Source organism: Flavobacterium luteum, from assembly GCF_008806775.1.
GTDB lineage: Bacteria > Bacteroidota > Bacteroidia > Flavobacteriales > Flavobacteriaceae > Flavobacterium > Flavobacterium luteum.
The window spans coordinates 75,217-93,897 of the sequence record NZ_WAEM01000008.1; the positions used below are offsets into that span (position 1 = coordinate 75,217).

General features: G+C 32.2%; 17 protein-coding genes. 10 read left to right on the plus strand and 7 right to left on the minus strand.

Features of this window, described 5'->3' with window-relative positions:
• Positions 1-2: 2 nt before the first annotated feature.
• From F6464_RS12890 to F6464_RS12920, 7 genes are all read left to right on the plus strand, one after another.
• Complete coding sequence (locus F6464_RS12890; protein WP_151108361.1) at positions 3-767, plus strand: class I SAM-dependent methyltransferase; 765 nt, start codon at positions 3-5, stop codon at positions 765-767.
• Positions 767-1,435 carry a ZIP family metal transporter gene (locus F6464_RS12895; RefSeq protein ID WP_151108362.1) on the plus strand — a complete coding sequence of 223 codons (669 nt, stop codon included), beginning with the start codon at positions 767-769 and terminating at the stop codon, positions 1,433-1,435. Before F6464_RS12890 ends, F6464_RS12895 begins: the two co-directional genes overlap by 1 nt.
• Positions 1,436-1,513: 78 nt before the next feature.
• Positions 1,514-2,329 carry an N-acetylmuramic acid 6-phosphate etherase gene (gene murQ, locus F6464_RS12900; protein WP_151108363.1) on the plus strand — a complete coding sequence of 272 codons (816 nt, stop codon included), beginning with the start codon at positions 1,514-1,516 and terminating at the stop codon, positions 2,327-2,329.
• A 276-nt stretch (positions 2,330-2,605) separates the two neighbouring features.
• A complete protein-coding gene (locus F6464_RS12905; RefSeq protein ID WP_151108364.1) occupies positions 2,606-2,827 on the plus strand; it encodes a DUF6095 family protein in 222 nt (73 codons plus the stop codon).
• On the plus strand, positions 2,827-3,399 hold the full coding sequence (locus tag F6464_RS12910; RefSeq protein ID WP_151108365.1) for a pentapeptide repeat-containing protein: 573 nt from the start codon (positions 2,827-2,829) through the stop codon (positions 3,397-3,399). Before F6464_RS12905 ends, F6464_RS12910 begins: the two co-directional genes overlap by 1 nt.
• A gap of 15 nt (positions 3,400-3,414) precedes the next feature.
• The gene (locus tag F6464_RS12915) at positions 3,415-3,786 is read left to right on the plus strand and encodes a DNA topoisomerase IV (RefSeq protein ID WP_151108366.1); all 372 of its coding nucleotides are present in this window, start codon (positions 3,415-3,417) and stop codon (positions 3,784-3,786) included.
• Positions 3,787-3,796: 10 nt separating this feature from the next.
• Positions 3,797-4,579 (plus strand): TerC family protein, encoded by a 783-nt coding sequence (locus F6464_RS12920; protein WP_151108367.1) that lies wholly within the window; start codon positions 3,797-3,799, stop codon positions 4,577-4,579.
• Positions 4,580-4,599: 20 nt separating this feature from the next.
• On the opposite strand, the gene F6464_RS12925 is transcribed toward F6464_RS12920, so the two are convergent.
• From F6464_RS12925 to F6464_RS12955, 7 genes are all read right to left on the minus strand, one after another.
• Positions 4,600-7,287, minus strand: a complete 2,688-nt coding sequence (locus F6464_RS12925; RefSeq protein WP_151108368.1) for a DNA gyrase/topoisomerase IV subunit A — start codon at positions 7,285-7,287, stop codon at positions 4,600-4,602.
• Between the two features lie 27 nt (positions 7,288-7,314).
• Positions 7,315-9,177 (minus strand): DNA topoisomerase IV subunit B, encoded by a 1,863-nt coding sequence (locus F6464_RS12930; protein WP_151108369.1) that lies wholly within the window; start codon positions 9,175-9,177, stop codon positions 7,315-7,317.
• Between the two features lie 167 nt (positions 9,178-9,344).
• Positions 9,345-10,814: an ATP-binding protein gene (locus F6464_RS12935; RefSeq protein WP_225318085.1), complete on the minus strand. Its 1,470-nt coding sequence runs from the start codon at positions 10,812-10,814 to the stop codon at positions 9,345-9,347.
• A gap of 57 nt (positions 10,815-10,871) precedes the next feature.
• Positions 10,872-12,014 (minus strand): FIST signal transduction protein, encoded by a 1,143-nt coding sequence (locus F6464_RS12940; protein ID WP_151108371.1) that lies wholly within the window; start codon positions 12,012-12,014, stop codon positions 10,872-10,874.
• A 127-nt stretch (positions 12,015-12,141) separates the two neighbouring features.
• Positions 12,142-13,236 (minus strand): redox-regulated ATPase YchF, encoded by a 1,095-nt coding sequence (gene ychF, locus F6464_RS12945; RefSeq protein ID WP_151108372.1) that lies wholly within the window; start codon positions 13,234-13,236, stop codon positions 12,142-12,144.
• Between the two features lie 89 nt (positions 13,237-13,325).
• Positions 13,326-14,411 (minus strand): hypothetical protein, encoded by a 1,086-nt coding sequence (locus tag F6464_RS12950; RefSeq protein ID WP_225318086.1) that lies wholly within the window; start codon positions 14,409-14,411, stop codon positions 13,326-13,328.
• 212 nt (positions 14,412-14,623) lie between these two features.
• Positions 14,624-14,974 (minus strand): 4Fe-4S dicluster domain-containing protein, encoded by a 351-nt coding sequence (locus F6464_RS12955; RefSeq protein WP_151108374.1) that lies wholly within the window; start codon positions 14,972-14,974, stop codon positions 14,624-14,626.
• A 122-nt stretch (positions 14,975-15,096) separates the two neighbouring features.
• On the opposite strand from F6464_RS12955, the gene F6464_RS12960 reads away from it, so the two are divergent.
• The 3 genes from F6464_RS12960 to F6464_RS12970 all read left to right on the plus strand — a co-directional run bounded on the left by F6464_RS12960 (position 15,097) and on the right by F6464_RS12970 (position 18,447).
• Entirely contained in the window at positions 15,097-16,167 is a 1,071-nt protein-coding gene (locus tag F6464_RS12960) for an acyl-CoA reductase (protein ID WP_151108375.1), read from the plus strand.
• A 134-nt stretch (positions 16,168-16,301) separates the two neighbouring features.
• Positions 16,302-17,372 (plus strand): 3-phosphoserine/phosphohydroxythreonine transaminase, encoded by a 1,071-nt coding sequence (serC, locus tag F6464_RS12965; RefSeq protein ID WP_151108376.1) that lies wholly within the window; start codon positions 16,302-16,304, stop codon positions 17,370-17,372.
• Between the two features lie 124 nt (positions 17,373-17,496).
• Complete coding sequence (locus F6464_RS12970) at positions 17,497-18,447, plus strand: D-2-hydroxyacid dehydrogenase (protein WP_151108377.1); 951 nt, start codon at positions 17,497-17,499, stop codon at positions 18,445-18,447.
• The last annotated feature ends 234 nt before the right edge of the window (positions 18,448-18,681 follow it).

Below are 18,681 nucleotides of genomic sequence, written 5' to 3' on the forward strand. Positions count from 1 at the left end.
TAATGTCAGAAAATAAAAATCTTAAATCCCAAATCCCAAATCTCAAATCAGAAAATTGGTTTGCTTCATGGTTTGACACTCCTTATTATCACATCCTTTACAAAGAGAGAAATTACAGAGAAGCTCAAATTTTTATGGATAATTTGACGCATTATCTTAATCTTCCAGAAAAAGCAAAAGTGCTAGACTTAGCTTGTGGAAAAGGCAGACACGCTATTTATCTCAATCAGTTGGGTTTTGAGGTAACTGGAGCCGATCTATCAGAAAACAGTATTGCGATTGCGAGTAAGAACAGTAATGATACTTTGCATTTTCAGGTGCATGATATGCGACTTCCGTTTGATGATAAATTTGATGCTATCTTTAATTTATTTACCAGTTTTGGTTATTTCGAAAATGACGATGACAACCTGAAAACATTAATCGCCATGAAAGAAAGCCTTTCGGAATATGGTTTTGGTGTTATTGATTTTATGAATGTAAATCAAGTTATTGCCAATTTAATTCCAGAAGAACTAAAAACAGTTGATGGAATAGATTTTCACATCAAACGCTATTATATAGACGATCACATTTATAAAGAAATTGATTTTAAAGATAATGGCAATGACTTCCATTATGTAGAAAAAGTTCGTGCCTTAACTTTGCAAGATTTTACCGAATTGATGGAACAAGCAGGTATTTATCTTCTAGAAGTGTTTGGTGATTATAAATTAAAAAAATTCCATAAAACAGATAGTGAACGATTAATTCTATTTTTTAAATAATGAACTATCTTTTACCTTTACTTTCAGTACTTTTAGGCTATGGGATTGCGTTGTTTTTAAAACCAAAAAACAAAACCAATCTCAAACTATTATTGGCATTTAGTGGTTCTTTTTTATTATCACTTACCGTAGTACATTTATTACCAGAAATTTATAAAACTGAGAATCATTCTATTGGGATATTTATTATGATTGGTATTTTGTTCCAAATCATATTAGAATTTTTCTCAAAAGGTGCTGAACACGGTCATGTACATGGTCATGAAGTGATGAATCAAATACCATGGTTGCTCTTTATTAGTTTATGCATTCATGCTTTATTAGAAGGACTACCGGTAAGCCATCATAAAGGCCTTGCCGTTGGAATTGCGGTGCATCATTTGCCAATTGCCATCATACTAACTACTTTTTTTGTTAAAGCCAATTTGAATAAAAAAGCTATTCTGTTTTTTATGTTAACTTTTGCCATTATGACTCCGTTAGGAACTGTTTTGTCTGATTACATTCCGTTTTTAAATGACTACTATACTGAAATTACAGCCATCGTAATTGGAATATTATTTCACATTTCGTCCACCATTATTTTTGAAAGTAGCGAAGGTCATAAATTTAATATCGCAAAAGTTTCGATGATTATTTTGGGAATTGGGTTGGCGTATTTTTTGTAAAACCTTATCCTGAAAGCAATATGTTGTAATAAAAAAACTTTGTAACTTTGAAACTTTCCAACTAGGAACCCTAACAAAATGAACTTCACCAAAACTACCGAACAATCCTCAAAATACGAACATTTAGAAAAAATGTCGGTTCAGGAATTGTTATCCAATATCAATCAAGAAGACAAAACGGTTCCGCTTGCCGTAGAAAAAGCGATACCACAAATTGAAACTTTAGTAACTGAAATTGTAACTAAAATGAAACTAGGTGGAAGACTATTTTATATAGGAGCAGGCACTTCGGGACGATTAGGAATTGTAGATGCTTCGGAATGTCCGCCTACATTTGGTGTCCCATTCGATTTGGTAAACGGAATTATTGCTGGTGGAGACAAAGCCATTCGTAGAGCCGTAGAAAATGCCGAAGACAACGCCACACAAGCTTGGAAAGATTTAGAAGAACATACTATAAACGAAAATGACGTGGTAATTGGTATTGCTGCTTCGGGTACCACCCCTTATGTGATTGGTGGTTTAGAAGTTTGTAATGAAAAAAATATTAGTACAGGCTGCATTACTTGTAATGTAGGAAGCCCACTTGCAGTAACAGCAAAGTTCCCAATTGAAGTGGTGGTTGGTCCAGAATTTGTAACGGGAAGTTCTAGAATGAAAGCGGGAACGGCTCAGAAATTAGTTTTGAATATGATTTCGACAACGGCAATGATTCAACTTGGTAAAGTAAAAGGAAATAGGATGGTCGATATGCAACTGAGCAACAACAAATTGGTCGATCGAGGCGTTAAAATGATAATGAGCGAAATACCTGTTTCTTATGAAAAAGCTTCTTCTTTATTAAAAGAATATGGAAGTGTGAGGAAAGCAGTTGATGGTTATGAAACTAAATGAGAACATTTATAGTATTTGCCTTAGTAGCATTAATTCCTATTTTGTGGATAGTTAGTATCTATTTATTACGAAAATGGAATAAAGTGTTTCGCTATTTTAGTATAAATTTTATTGTGCTCCTCACCTATTTGTATCTCACACTCTTTTCTAATTTTAAATTTTTTAAAGAAGACCAACTGGGATTAAAAATTGTATTTTTGTTTATCTTTATATTGCTATTTCATACCATAGCCAATTTCATTTTTGCTATATTTTATAATTCGAAAATTTCAAAAAATGCCAACAAACCAAAAAGTATTTGCAAAAGGAATTAAATTTCTAACAATAGCATTACCGCTGCTATTTATTGGACCTTCAGTAATATACAACGCATTCATGAATAAAAATAATGTGTGGCATTATTTGGTGTTGGCAATCGGAATTTTAGTTTGTATTGCTGCGGTTTACTTTATTTTTAAAGGATTAAAAATTATTGTAGACGGTTTATTTGATAATTAATGGAAAACTTACTACACATTCATACAACTTTTGAAAAAGAAGTTTATATCCATTCAAAAATTAACAATCGTGAATTTGACGGATGTATTTTTAAGAACTGTGATTTCTCGAATAGCGATTTTAATTACAATACCTTCATGGATTGCGAATTTATAGATTGTAATCTTTCTATGATTCAATTAGTTGGAACCAGCTTAAAAACGGTAGTTTTTAAAAACTGTAAATTATTAGGCATACCATTTCATGCTTGTGATGATTTTTTATTTGGTGTTGCATTTCAAGAATGCGTACTCGATTATTCGTCGTTTGCTAATAAAAAAATGCCAAAAACAAATTTCAACTCCTGTTCCTTAAAAGAAGTTTCATTCATTGGCACTAATCTTTCTAATGCTGTTTTTGAAAATTGTAATTTGGATAATGCCATTTTTAATGATACACAATTGGCGGCTGTTGATTTTACATCTGCCTATAATTATAAAATTGATCCCGAATTCAATCCGATGAAAAAAGCAAAGTTTTCAAATGAAGGAATTTTAGGGCTTTTAGAAAAATACGATATAAAAATTGAATAAAAACATTAATAAACTATGAACAGAATTATTGTATTTTCTCTACTACTATTACTGATGTCCTGCTATAATTTAGAAAACAACTGCAAGGATTTTAAAACAGGAACATTTAAATCGGAAATTACAATTGATGGTGTAAAAAAAGAGACAACCTCAACACGAACCGATTCGATAGTAATTGAAACCTATGAGGGCAAAACGGATACGGCATCCGTTAGATGGATTAGCGATTGTGAATATGTTTTACAAAAATTGAATCCAAAGAATATGTCTGAAAAAAAAGCAATTGACATTAAAATTTTGAGTACTACAAAAAATTCGTATACCTTTGAATTTGGAGTGGTAGGAAATAATAAAAAACAAAAAGGAACAGCAACTAGAATAAATTAAAACCAATTAGATGGAAGTATTTTTGAATCCGAATGCGTGGATAGCACTATTAACATTAACATTTTTAGAAATTGTATTAGGAATAGACAACATCATTTTTATATCTATTGCAACAGGAAAATTACCAGAAGAGAAACTTAAAAAAGCAACAAAAATCGGGATGTTTCTAGCGATGTTTATGAGAATTGTGCTCCTATTAGGAATCTCTGTGCTTATTGCAATGAAAGAGCCTTGGTTTAAACTTGATTACAGTTGGTTAAGTGCTCAGATATCAGGGCAAAGCATCATATTATTTCTAGGGGGTATTTTTTTAATTTATAAAAGCACGAAAGAAATTCATGAAAAAGTAGACGAAAAAGGAGAAGAAGAAAAAGAATTAAAAAAATCGGCAGCCAAATCATTTGGCAGTGTCATTTTTCAAATTATACTAATCGATTTAGTCTTCTCATTTGACAGTATTCTAACTGCAGTTGGTATGACAAATGGTGTTGAAGGTGCTTTGTATATTATGATAACTGCCGTAGTAATATCAGTTTTAATTATGATGCAATTTGCAGTTCCGGTAGGAAATTTTGTTAACAAACATCCTTCAATTCAAATTTTAGGATTGTCTTTTTTAATATTAATAGGATTTATGTTGGTTACCGAAAGTGCACATTTGTCCAATGCTTCCTTCTTTGGAAACCATGTAGATGTTGTGCCAAAAGGCTATTTGTATTTTGCCATTTCATTTTCGTTATTGGTAGAAGTGTTGAATATGAAAGTTTCTAAAAATAAGAAAGAAAAAAATTAAAACAGATTTCAGAATACCGATTAAAACAACGTTATCTGTCCATCATCATCTAATTGAATATCCTCGTCATCAATGACTTGACTTTCTATTTCTATTTTTTGTGGAACAATTTCCTCAGGTGCTTCATAAGGCAATGGCTCTAATAAATTGATTTGTTTTACTTTGTCTGTGGTTAACTGGTTTCCTAATGCTTTGAAACCTTTAACAGCGATAAAACTTTCAATATCAACAATTAAATTTTCTTTCTGAACCCCTTTTACTTTATTGAAAACCAATTCGGCTACGGGACGATAATCTGTAGCTACAATTTCCAGTTGTGAATTCGGATGTTCGGTAATAAAACTCTCTTCCTTACCTTCGGTTTCCACCAAAAAACGCTTCACATAATAGCGTTCCTTTTCGCCATCATAGTAAATCGCAGAAATTGGTTTATTAGGAATCCATTTTTCCAAAACTACCATATCTTCATCAAAATGGGTAGACAATTCTGGGGTAATAACTTTTAGTTTTCCAGTTTGTGATATTACAAGGATTTTATCGCTTGGTCTAAATTCACCCAATAATTCACCTCTAGCGTCAACGTTTAATCGCTGTACAGTGTCATCAAACCATACTTTTCTTGGTAGTAAAGTAGATATTCCTTTTTCTTTTATTTCTATTTTCTTTATTGGATATTTTGAAACTATATTTCCTTTTGATGCCCTACCTTTTATAGCGATACTGGCAAAATCTACATCCCATTTTAACTTTTTGATACTTCCTATTTGACGTAATAAAATAGTAATTACTTCTGCTTCCCCATTTGGATTATGGGTGAAATACAAAACCTGTGAGCCTTTGCTTTCATTGGTTAAATCGTATAATTTATCACGAGTGACTCCTGAAACATTGAAACGTTTAATATAGGCTGGTCCTGATTTTCCATCGCGATAAATCATGTTGTAAATGGTGCGTTTATCACTTTTGTCAAAAATAGCTACATGGATAATGTCTTTACCAACAAACTTTTTATCGTCCACTTTACAAATCATCATATTTCCGTCTCGAAGAAAAACAATCACATCATCAATATCGGAACAATCAGTAACATATTCATCTTTTTTCAAACCTGTTCCTACGAAACCTTCTTCCCTATTGACGTACAATTTGGTATTTCGTAGCGCCACTTTTGTAGCTTCGATATTATCGAAACTTCGTAGCTCAGTTTGACGTTCCCGACCTTTTCCGTATTTTTCTTTTAATTTGGTAAAATAAGCAATCGCAAAATCGATTAGATGTTCTAAATCGTGTTTTACTTGCTCAATATCGCCTTCCAGAGCTTCTATTTTATCTTGTGCTTTATTGCTGTCGAATTTCGAAATTCGCATAATTCGAATGTCCAACAAACGAAGAATGTCGTCTTCGGTAACAGCTCGTTTTAAGGTTTTAGTAAACGGTTTTAATCCATCATCTACTGCTTTTATAACCTCTTCGCGAGTGGTTTTGTCTTCAATGTCACGGTAGATTTTATTCTCTATAAATATACGTTCCAGCGAAAGAAAATGCCATTGCTCTTCCAATTCACGCAACTGAATTTCGAGTTCGCTTTTTAGGAGTTGTACCGTTCTATCTGTGGAGATTTTCAACATGTGTGACACACCCACAAAAAGTGGCTTATTGTCTTCAATGACACATCCTAAAGGTGCTACCGAAGTTTCGCAAGCTGTAAAAGCAAACAAAGCATCAATAGTTTTATCAGGAGAAACGCCAGGAAAAAGATGGATTAATATTTCCACTTCAGCGGCAGTATTATCCTCTATTTTTTTGATTTTGATTTTGCCTTTTTCATTGGCTTTCAAAATACTGTCAATTAAAGTGGTAGTATTGGTTGAAAATGGAATTTGGGTAATGACTAAAGTATTCTTATCCAATTGTGCAATTTTAGCACGCACTCGAACTCTTCCGCCACGCAAACCATCATTGTAATTGGAAACATCTGCAATTCCTGCCGTTTGAAAATCAGGAAAAAGGGTGAAAGGTTTTCCTTTTAATATTTTTATCGAAGCATCTATGAGTTCGTTAAAATTGTGTGGTAATACTTTAGTTGAAAGACCTACTGCAATTCCCTCGGCACCTTGTGCTAGGAGCAACGGAAACTTTACAGGAAGATTATTCGGTTCAGCACGACGACCATCATAAGAAACGCCCCAATCGGTAATTTTTGGCGAATACAAAACCTCTAAAGCAAACTTCGACAAACGCGCTTCAATGTATCGGGAAGCCGCAGCACTATCACCAGTTAGGATGTTTCCCCAGTTTCCTTGGCAATCAATCAACAATTCTTTTTGACCTATTTGCACCATGGCATCGCCAATACTGGCATCTCCGTGAGGATGATACTGCATGGTGTGACCTACAACATTGGCTACTTTATTGTACCGACCATCATCCAACTCTTTCAACGAGTGCATAATTCGTCGTTGTACGGGTTTGAAACCGTCTTCAATAGCAGGAACGGCGCGTTCTAGAATTACATACGAGGCATAATCCAAAAACCAATCTTTGTACATTCCTGTAACTTTGGTAATGGTATCTTCGGCATTTTCATCATTCTCGTAGAAATGATTTCCACCTGAAGAAACAATGTCATCAAAACCTTCTTCTGTAGTTGAATCGTTTAAGTCGTCGTTTGTTTCGTCTTCTGGAATGTTATCTTCGTCTTCGTTCATTTAATTATAAGAATCTTAAATTTTGTACTAACTAACTTCAATCGCATCCAATTCGACTTTCAAATTATTGATGATAAATACTTGTCTATCCGGTGTGTTTTTACCCATATAGAACGATAATAATTGTTCTACTGAGGTATTTTTATCCATCATTATTGGATCTAATCGAATGGTTTCTCCAATAAAATTTTTGAATTCGTCAGGCGATATTTCTCCCAATCCTTTAAATCGAGTTATCTCAGGTTTTGGCTTTAATTTTTCGATAGCGACTTTACGTTCCTCATCGGAATAGCAATAGATGGTTTCTTTCTTATTTCGAACTCTAAAAAGTGGTGTTTGCAAAATATACAAATGACCTTCTTTAATTAACTCTGGAAAAAACTGCAAGAAAAAGGTAATCAATAATAACCGAATGTGCATTCCGTCAACATCGGCATCGGTAGCAATAACGATATTATTGTAACGCAACTTCTCTAATCCATCTTCAATATCAAGAGCGGCTTGTAATAAATTGAATTCTTCATTTTCATATACAATTTTTTTGCTCATTCCATAAGAATTCAAAGGCTTACCACGCAAACTAAATACGGCTTGTGTGTTGACATCTCGGGATTTGGTAATCGATCCTGAAGCAGAATCTCCTTCGGTAATAAAAAGAGTGCTTTCTAAATTTCTTGGATTTTTAGTGTCAGGTAAATGCGCACGACAATCTCTTAATTTTTTATTGTGCAAATTGGCTTTTTTAGCCCTATCGGTAGCTAATTTTCGAATGCCAGATAATTCTTTTCGTTCGCGTTCGGCCTGCAAAATTTTACGCAATAAGGCATCGGCAGTTTGCGGGTTTTTATGAAGATAATTATCTAATTTATTTTTTACAAAATCGTTTACAAATGTTCTAACGGAAGGCATTCCAGGTTCTGAACCCATATCGGTAGAACCCAATTTAGTTTTGGTTTGCGATTCAAAAACAGGCTCCATAACTTTGATGCTAATCGCAGTTACTACTGATTTTCGAATATCGGAAGCTTCAAAAGGTTTGTTGTAATATTCACGAATGGTTTTTACAATGGCTTCTCGATAAGCTGCCAAATGTGTTCCTCCTTGTGTTGTGTTTTGTCCGTTTACAAACGAGTGGTATTCTTCGGAATATTGTGTTTTACTGTGTGTTAATGCAATTTCTATATCATCGCCTTTCAAATGGATGATTGGATATTCTAGATCATCAGCATTGATAGTTTCTTCTAGTAAATCTTTTAGACCATTTTCAGAAAAGTATTTTTCACCATTGAATAAAATCGTCAGACCGTTATTGAGGTAACAATAGTTTTTGAGCATTTTGATGACATACTCGAAACGGAATTTGTAATTTTTGAAAATGGCTTCATCTGGAGTAAACGTAACTTTGGTTCCTTTGCGTTTAGTGGTTTCAATAACCTCTTCATCAAGGACTAAATTTCCAGCTGAAAATTCTGCGGCTTTTTGTTTGTCATCTCGAACGGATTCTACACGGAAATAATTGGATAACGCGTTTACAGCTTTTGTTCCAACACCATTTAATCCAACGGATTTTTTAAAAGCTAAAGAATCGTATTTTCCACCAGTATTCATTTTGGAAACCACGTCAATCACTTTTCCTAAAGGAATTCCACGACCATAATCACGAACCGTAACCGTTTTATCTTTGATGGTCACTTCGATATTTTTTCCTGCGCCCATCACAAACTCATCAATACAGTTGTCCATTACTTCTTTAAGAAGAATGTATATACCATCGTCTGGCGAAGAACCATCACCGAGTTTCCCGATGTACATTCCGGGACGCATACGGATGTGCTCTTTCCAATCTAAGGAACGAATATTATCTTCGGTATATTGATTTTGTTCTGACATTTTTGTTTTTTCGAATTTATCTACGTTGTGCTCAGTCTTTGCTTAGAAAGCCAACGTCGAATGTGCTAATGTAGTGTAATTTGATAAAGTTTAAAAGAGGAAAACATCAAAAGTTATTAATATGATATTAACCTTTGATTTAAGATTGCAGACTGAAAAAATTAATTTTAAGTATTCTTGTAATGCTTCCTTAATTTTAGATTTAATTCCTTTGGATTAAAGGGCTTAATTATATATTCATTAATTCCTAAAAGCATTGCTTTTTCAAGATAACCGTAAGATGCTGATGCAGTTAAGGCAATTATTGGAATTATGGGATCTCTAAACCTAATGTTAATTGTGGCTTCATAACCATCCATTACAGGCATCGACAAATCCATTAAAATAATATCGTATTTTCCTTTTTCATACATTTGAGTGGCAATCAACCCATTTAGCGCCACATCTACATGTATATTCCACTGTGAAAGGATTTTTTCGGCAACTTTTACATTTATTACATTATCTTCTACAAGTAGCACTCTTAAACCTTCAAGATTTTCTTCTTTGTAATCATGATATAAAACATCGCTTTTTAAATCAGAGCTTTCTTTAAAAAAAGGCATATTTAAAATAAAATTAAAGTTAGAGCCTTTGCCTAACTCACTTTGCAATTCTATATCAGAATCTAACAATTGAAGTAGTTTTTTAGATATTACTAATCCTAATCCTGTACCTCCAAATTCTCTTGTTGTCGCTTTCTCCGCTTGTTCGAACTTTTGAAAAATTTGTTTAAAGTTATCTAATTCAATTCCAATTCCTGTATCAATAACTTGAACTTTAAATTTAGATTTGTTTTGATTGGTTTCTATTTGATCAACTTTTATTGTGATTTTACCGTTTTTAGTAAACTTAATAGCATTAGAAACTAAATTTGTTATAATCTGACCAATACGTAGTGGATCACTAATAATATTTGGTGTAAAATTAGGGTCAAATATAATCTCTATTGTATTAGAATTTTCTTTAGCTTTTACTTCTAATGATTTTCCTATTTGAGTAATTAACTCCTTTAAATCGAATGGAATATTTTCAATGTCAATTTTTCCAGCCTCTATCTTATTGAAATCGAGAATGTCATTTATGAGTAAATATAAATTCTGAGCAGAATGCTTTAAAACTTCAATGTTTTCCTGAAAACTATTTAAAGAATTCTCTTTTTCCATGATGTATATCAATCCTATAATAGCGTTTAAAGGCGTTCGGATTTCATGGCTCATTATAGAAAGAAAATCAGACTTGGCTTCATTTGCTTTTTCAGCATTCAGTTTAGCCGTAAACAATTGTTCTTGGAACTCTTTTTTAAAATCAATTTCCTTGTTTAAAATATTCAACAAATCAATTACATTGTCTTCATTTCCTATCTTTAGTTCATTATCATTTAATTGTTTTATTGCATAAATTAATTTGTCCTGAACAGCATCTTTATTTCCTAATTGTTCTTTTAATTTTAAATTTATTTGAAAATATTCTACATCATTTAAACGAGAAGATTGCTCAAACAATTCAGCATCACGCTCATAACTCAAATAGGACAAATTCACAACTTCAATAAACTTTGAAACGGCTTCATTATTAGCAATGAAATCATCTGACAAAAATTTGCTTATTTGTCGTTTAAGTTGTCTATGAATATTTTTGTTATCCATTATTTATTACGATTCGTACATCGTTGTTATTGTCATGGTTTGATTGTGCAACTCGCAGGCAACTTTATTTAGTGTTGGAGAAATTTCGCCATAAGAGTAGAATCCGCAAACCAACATTTTATCTCCAAAAACCTCCTTAACCACTTCAATTTCTTCTTCTATTCTATTACCAAGAACTATTTTTCTACCGACACAACTTACTAATAGTGCCAATTCAGGTTCGCTTTCTTGTTTTTTATGAATAAGAGCAGCTGCATTGTAGGAAGCATCTATAAGTTTATCAAAATTGCCTTTCATTAACCGAACCAAAGATCCAATTGGAATGTTTCCTGCAAAAGTCATCGATTTATTTTCTTCATCTATAGCTAAAATGGTTCTAACAACTGGTTCAGAATTTTCATTTTCTTTCATTGAAAGAGGGAAATACAGTGACGAACCTGGTAACTCATCAGCATATTTTCCGAGATATTCCTTATACAAATCCAAGGCAAATCGATCACCAATTTTATACAAAACATTTTTTTCGGAATGAGTAACTTCACGTTCTGGTCCAAAATCGCTCCAACCACCTTCAGATCCAAAACCAAAATGTATGGCATCACCATAGAAACCAATGGCAACAATTTTTCCAGGTGAAGCATCACTATTTAATCCAACAATAGTTTTTTCAAAATTATATTCATCACCTGCTAATCCTCCGAATATTGGTATCAATTCTTTTGTTTGTAGAATTAATTCATTAATGAGTTCCGTGCCATTAATAAAGCTTCCTTCGGAAATAATCAAAATTGATTTTAAATCATCAGTAAGTAAATCTTCTTTAATTTTGTTTCCTAAAACCTGAATATCTGAATTTAAAAGGATATCTATCTCTGAAACTTTAATTGTCGTTTTTTCTAAAGCTATTGCAGTGGCAACTAAATTGTTTTCTACTAAATTGGTATTAGAAATTTGTCCAGACGTAGAACAAATTACAATATTAGCGTTAGGATATAACATCTTTAATTTCTGGAAAGGTTTTGCTTTCTCTAAAAATGTTCTTTCACCAAAAGCAAGAACTAAATTGGCTTTTTGGGAATTAAACTGGTCCGTTGAGAATAATAATTTTTCTTCCTTTTTCGCATCAATTATGATTTGCTGTAGTTTCATGTTTAATTTAGATTTTTAAAGATTTATAAAGGAACTAAAATGAATTTACAAAAACAAAAAAACCTGAAAATAAATTTTACAGGTTTTCTATATTTTAAAATTCTTAAATATTATTTCGAAACAACTGTTAAACATTAAATCTAAAATGCATGACATCACCATCTTTTACAATATATTCCTTGCCTTCTACTTTAAATTTTCCAGCTTCTTTTGCTTTTGCTTCTGTTCCGTAATGTATATAATCTTCGTAAGAAATTACTTCGGCTCTAATAAATCCTTTTTCGAAATCAGTATGGATTACCCCTGCTGCTTGAGGTGCAGTTGCACCTATATTTATTGTCCAGGCACGAACTTCTTTAACGCCAGCGGTAAAATAGGTTTGTTGTTTTAGTAATTTATAGGCTGCACGAATTAAAACAGAAGCGCCTGGCTCTTGTAAACCCATATCTTCTAGAAACATTTTACGCTCTTCATAGGTTTCTAATTCGGTTATATCGGCTTCGGTTCCTACTGCTAATACTATAACTTCGGCATTTTCATCTTTTACCAATTCCCTCACTTGGTCTACATATGTATTACCAGTCGCTGCAGAATCTTCATCGACATTACAAACATATAATACTGGTTTTGAGGTTATCAATTGAAAACTTTCAAACAATTCTTCCTCTTCATATCCTTTTGGTGTAAGAGTTCTTGCTGATTTGGCTTGTAGCAAAGATTCTCTAATTCGGTTAAGCAATCCTTCTTCAACTTGCGCTTCTTTATTTCCTGTTTTCGCCGCACGTTTTACTTTTTCCAACCGTTTTTCAACCGTTTCTAAATCTTTTAATTGCAATTCGATATCAATAGTTTCTTTATCCCGTATTGGGTTTACATTACCATCTACGTGAATAATATTATCGTTATCAAAACAACGTAAAACATGAATTATAGCGTTACATTCTCTAATATTTCCTAAAAATTGATTGCCTAAACCTTCTCCTTTACTGGCTCCTTTTACCAATCCTGCAATGTCAACAATATCTACAGTTGCCATTTGAACGCGCTCAGGCTTAACCAATTCCTCTAATTTATTAATTCTTGGGTCAGGAACATTTACAACACCAATATTAGGTTCAATGGTACAAAACGGAAAATTGGCGCTTTGGGCTTTGGCATTAGACAAACAATTAAATAAAGTTGATTTTCCGACATTGGGTAATCCTACAATTCCTGCTTTCATTAGGGTTCTATTTTAAGAGTGTGCAAATATAGAGTAATAAATGTAAGTTTCAAAAGCATAAGAAAAGGTGTTGTTCACTTTAATAATCTTTAATCTCTACTATCTATAAAATTAATAATTTGTTGTTCTTCTTCGGTAGCGGTTAAACCAGAGACATTCCAATAATCAGATAAAATGACATTTTTTTTATTGTAGAGTGTTTTGTCTTTGAAAACTTCACTATCTTTAAAACTGTAGTTTTTAGTACTAAAGTTTGTTGTTAAAAAATAATTGCGAACTTCAATATTCTTAGTTCCGCTTTTTTCTATTTTTTCAAAACCAATTTCTTCTTTAGAGCTTACAAAATAATAATTTGCGTTATCAAGTTTATAAATTGTTTTAAATAATGATTTATAAATATTCTTGCTGCCAATTGCCTTTTTCTCTTTAATATTAGCAAATATATTTGGTGAAATAACAGAACTAACTTCAATTATTAATTTTTCTTTAGGATCATAAATTATTGAAAAATCATCTGCCAATCCTTTTGAATTTTCGTTAGGAAATGCGGTAATAATATTATATTCTTTATTTTTAGAATAAACTTTAATTAAAAAGTCAAACTCCTTTTTGGCAACAGACTCTAAAAGTGGATTTAAATACTTAAAATTATAATAATTTTCCATGATGTCATTTAGGTTATACCCCAATAAATCTGATGTATTTACATTGTCTAGTAACCCAATAGATCGATTTTGTTCTACTAATATATTAGAATTTACTTTCCGAACCTTATCATAAATCTGAAAATTAATTAGTCCATCATTATAATAAGAATATTCTCCGTTGAGTTTAAAAAATTCTCGAGAATACACTTTTAATCGTGCTGGTACCGTAAGTTTCTTTTTTGAATTTGCAATTAATGAAGAAAGAATTTTTTGTGGATGCCGCTTGGTTATAATTATTTCATCAAGACCATTTACATTATTATTCAAATATAAAATGGTTTCATTTTCTTTTAAAGAGGTTGATCTAATAGTAATTGCAGTATACGAAGTATGAGTTATTTCGATATTTGAAGTGCCTTTTAATACAAAACTAACTTTGCCTTCAGAATTACTTAACAAATTTTGTTTTGTCTTTAAAATTAAAATTGTAGCGTCTTCTATTGGGAGATTGGTTTCTTTGTCCTTCAACAAAATTGTTTTTTCGACATTTTGTGATGAAAGTGTGAATGATAATAGAAAAGAAAATAAAAGAAGTATATTTCTCAACATAAACAATTTAACTTGAAACAAATCTAATAAAAAGTTGCTTCAAAATTAAACAATTCATAAAAGCAACCTACAATTTAATGACTTAGTACATTAAAAAGATAAAAAAACCTGAGCTTTCACTCAGGTTATTGCTACTCGTTATGAAGAAAAGCTTGTCTATTTAGCAAGGTTTCCTCACTTTCTACATGATTGTCATCAGGAATACAACAATCTACCGGACAAACTGCTGCGCATTGTGGCTCGTCATGAAATCCTTTACACTCCGTACATTTTCCAGGTACTATATAGTAAACTTCATCAGAAATTGGAGTTTGTGCTTCATCGGCATCAACTTCTTCACCAGATGGCAAAATTACTTTTCCTCTTATTTTTGTTCCATCTTTGTATCTCCAATCGTCAGCACCTTCATATATTGCAGTGTTTGGACATTCGGGCTCACAAGCACCACAATTGATACACTCGTCTGTTATTATAATTGCCATTTTTATTAGTCTTAAAAATTAAATGTCGAGTGTCGAGTGTCAAATACTTTTGACTTTATGACATTTGACTATCGATGTAATTATGATTACTTTTGTGCAAAATTACAATCAAAACATTTCAAATGCAAATCATTCTGACTTTAGAGCAAAAAAAAAATATTTTTATTGAATTAGGAAAATTTTTAAGTCAATTTTCAACTGTCAAAAGTCTTAAAAAAATTTCAGTACTAAACAATGAATTATTTTTTAAAGATTTTATGGATTTAATTGAACTATCGCAATCTCATAATGGTTGGTACACTAAAGAAAATGTTTTATTTGCTATACACTCTTGGGCCGAAGCTTTGACTGAAGAAAACTTAAACTGTTGGATTTCAGCCTATAATTTTAGTAACATACAACCCAAAACAATTGGGTTAATTCTTGCAGGTAATATACCCTTAGTCGGCTTTCACGATTTTGTTTGTGTCATACTTTCAGGACACAAAGCTTTGGTAAAAACATCCTCAAGCGACCAACATTTGTTGCCTTTTTTAGCCAAATACATCATTTCAATTGAACCTGAACTAAAAAACCAAATTACTTTCGTAGAAGGTAAACTCGAAAATTTTGATGCTGTAATTGCCACTGGAAGTACTAATACATCTCGCTATTTTGATTATTATTTTAAAGAAAAACCTAGTATTATCAGAAAATCCAGGAATTCTGTAGCTGTTTTAGACGGGACAGAATCTAAAGAACAAATGATTGCTTTAGGTGAAGATATTTTTCGCTATTTTGGTTTAGGTTGTAGAAATGTCTCTAAATTATTCGTACCAAAAAGATACAACTTTGATCTTTTTTTTAATGGAATATTTCCGTATCAAGACATTATAAAATACGAAAAATATGCTAATAATTACGATTACAATAAAGCCGTTTTCCTGATGAGTAATTTTAAATTATTGGATAATGAATTTTTAACTATTAAGGAAGATGCAAGCTATGCCTCACCTATTGCGAGTGTTTTTTATGAATATTATGATGATTTAAATGTCCTTAAAAATCGCATAGTAACTGAAAGTGAACAAATTCAATGTATTGTGTCTAATAACTTAATAGAAAAAAGCATCCCATTTGGAACCACTCAAAAGCCACAACTTTGGGATTACGCAGATAATGTAGACACTATTGAATTTTTATTAACACTATAATGATTATTTGAATATCTGATTATTTACTACAACGTTATTGTTAATAACATCCAAATAATAAAAAGTTAAAACAGACCTATTTTAAGTTCTATTTCCGAAATTTGCACCTTAAATTTTCGCATTAAATTCACAACATGAAAAAACATAATTATAGCGCTGGACCATGTGTTTTGCCACAAGAAGTTTTCGAAAAATCGGCAGAAGCCATACTCAATTTTAACAACTCTGGATTATCAATACTGGAAATCTCACATAGAAGTAAAGATTTTGTTGCCGTTATGGATGAAGCTAGAGCATTAGCTTTAGAACTTTTGGGATTAACTGGTAAAGGCTATCAAGCACTATTTTTAGCTGGAGGCGCTAGTTTAGAATTTTTAATGGCTCCTTACAACTTAATGAAAGAAAACGGGAAAGCTGCTTATTTAGACTCGGGGACTTGGGCAAGTGCGGCTATAAAAGAAGCTAAGTTTTTTGGCGAAACGGTAATTGTTGCTTCCTCTAAAGAACAAAATTACAATCACGTTCCAAAAGGATATTCTGTACCAACTGATGCAGACTATTTTCACTGTACCAGCAACAATACTATTTTTGGAACGCAAATGAAGGAATTTCCAAATTTGAATATGCCAATTGTTTGTGATATGAGTTCTGATATTTTTTCTAGAGTCATTGATTTTTCGAAATTTGACTTGATTTATGCTGGAGCTCAAAAAAACATGGGTCCTGCCGGTACTACACTTGTAGTAATAAAAGAAGAAATTTTAGGAAAGAACGGAAGAACAATTCCTAGCTTTTTAGATTATTCAAAACATATTAAAGCAGAAAGTATGTACAATACTCCTCCTGTTTTTCCTGTATATGCTTCATTATTAACTTTGCAATGGCTGAAAAATCTTGGAGGAATTGCTGCAATTGAAAAAATAAACAACGCTAAAGCCGCTTTGATTTATGCTGAAATTGATAGAAATCCATTATTTAAAGGTGCTGCAGTTGTTGAAGACCGTTCTACAATGAATGCAACATTCTTATTGAATGACGAAGCACATGCTCAAACATTTGATGCCATGTGGAAAGCGGCTGGAATTTCTGGTTTGCCAGGACACCGTTCTGTAGGTGGATATAGAGCATCTATGTACAACGCGCTTCCGCTAGAAAGTGTGCAAGTATTAGTAGATGTAATGAAAGAATTAGAGAAATCAATTTAAATATTCAAAAATTGTATGATTGAAAGATTTGAAAAAAATCAATTTCATCACTCAATATTTGCGTTAAAATAATCCAAATTGAATCTTTAAGTTTTTAAATAATTCAATTTTTAAATAAAAAAAAATGAAAGTATTAGCAAATGATGGAATTTCTAAAAGCGGAATTCTTGCTTTAGAAAAAGGTGGATATGAAGTAATTACTACTAAAGTAGCGCAAGAACAAGTAGCCAATTACGTAAACCAAAATAATGTAAGTGTCATTTTGGTTCGTAGTGCCACAAAAGTACGTAAAGATATTATTGACGCCTGTCCTGGACTAAAAATTATTGGCCGTGGTGGCGTTGGAATGGACAATATTGATGTTGATTACGCTAAAAGTAAAGGAATTCATGTTATAAATACTCCAGCATCGTCATCAGAAAGTGTTGCTGAATTGGTATTTGCTCACTTATTTTCTGGTGTGCGTTTCTTACACGATTCCAATAGAAACATGCCTTTAGAAGGAGATTCTAATTTTGATGGTTTGAAAAAAGCATATGCTAATGGAACAGAATTAAGAGGAAAGACACTTGGTATCGTAGGAATTGGGCGTATTGGTCAAGCTACGGCAAAAATGGCTCTTGGTTTAGGAATGAAAGTGATTGCTGCCGATATGTTTATTCCGCAAGTTGATGTAACAGTGGAATTTTTTGATGGTCAATCTATTACAACAACTATTGTATCACAACCATTAGAATCATTATTTCAAGAAGCTGATTTCATTACTTTACACGTTCCTGCTCAAGACGGTTATATTATTGGTGCAGATGAATTAGTAACCATGAAAAACGGTGTTGGCATTGTAAACTGTGCTCGTGGCGGTGTTATTGACGAAATTGCTCTGATTGATGCTTTAGATAGCGGGAAAGTAGCCTTTGCAGGTTTAGACGTTTTTGAAAGCGAACCTAAACCAGAAATGAGAATTTTGATGCATCCAAAAATTTCGTTAACACCTCACATAGGTGCTGCAACTGATGAAGCACAAGATAGGATTGGTACTGAACTAGCATCTCAAATTATTGGAATTTTAGGATAGTCAATTCATTTTAAACAATTTAGAGGGAATTTAGCATAATTAATTGCTAAATTCCCTCTTTTTTTTGATTAAATTTTAATCCTAAATTTTAAATCAATATAGCATGTTATACCAATTAATACCATTTAGAAATACAATATGGTTATTTGTTTATATTCGCCCCAGCCCTCTAAAAAGGAGAGGCAGTAAAGATTGGATTATTTTACAAGTATAAATGGTATTACTTGGTAAACT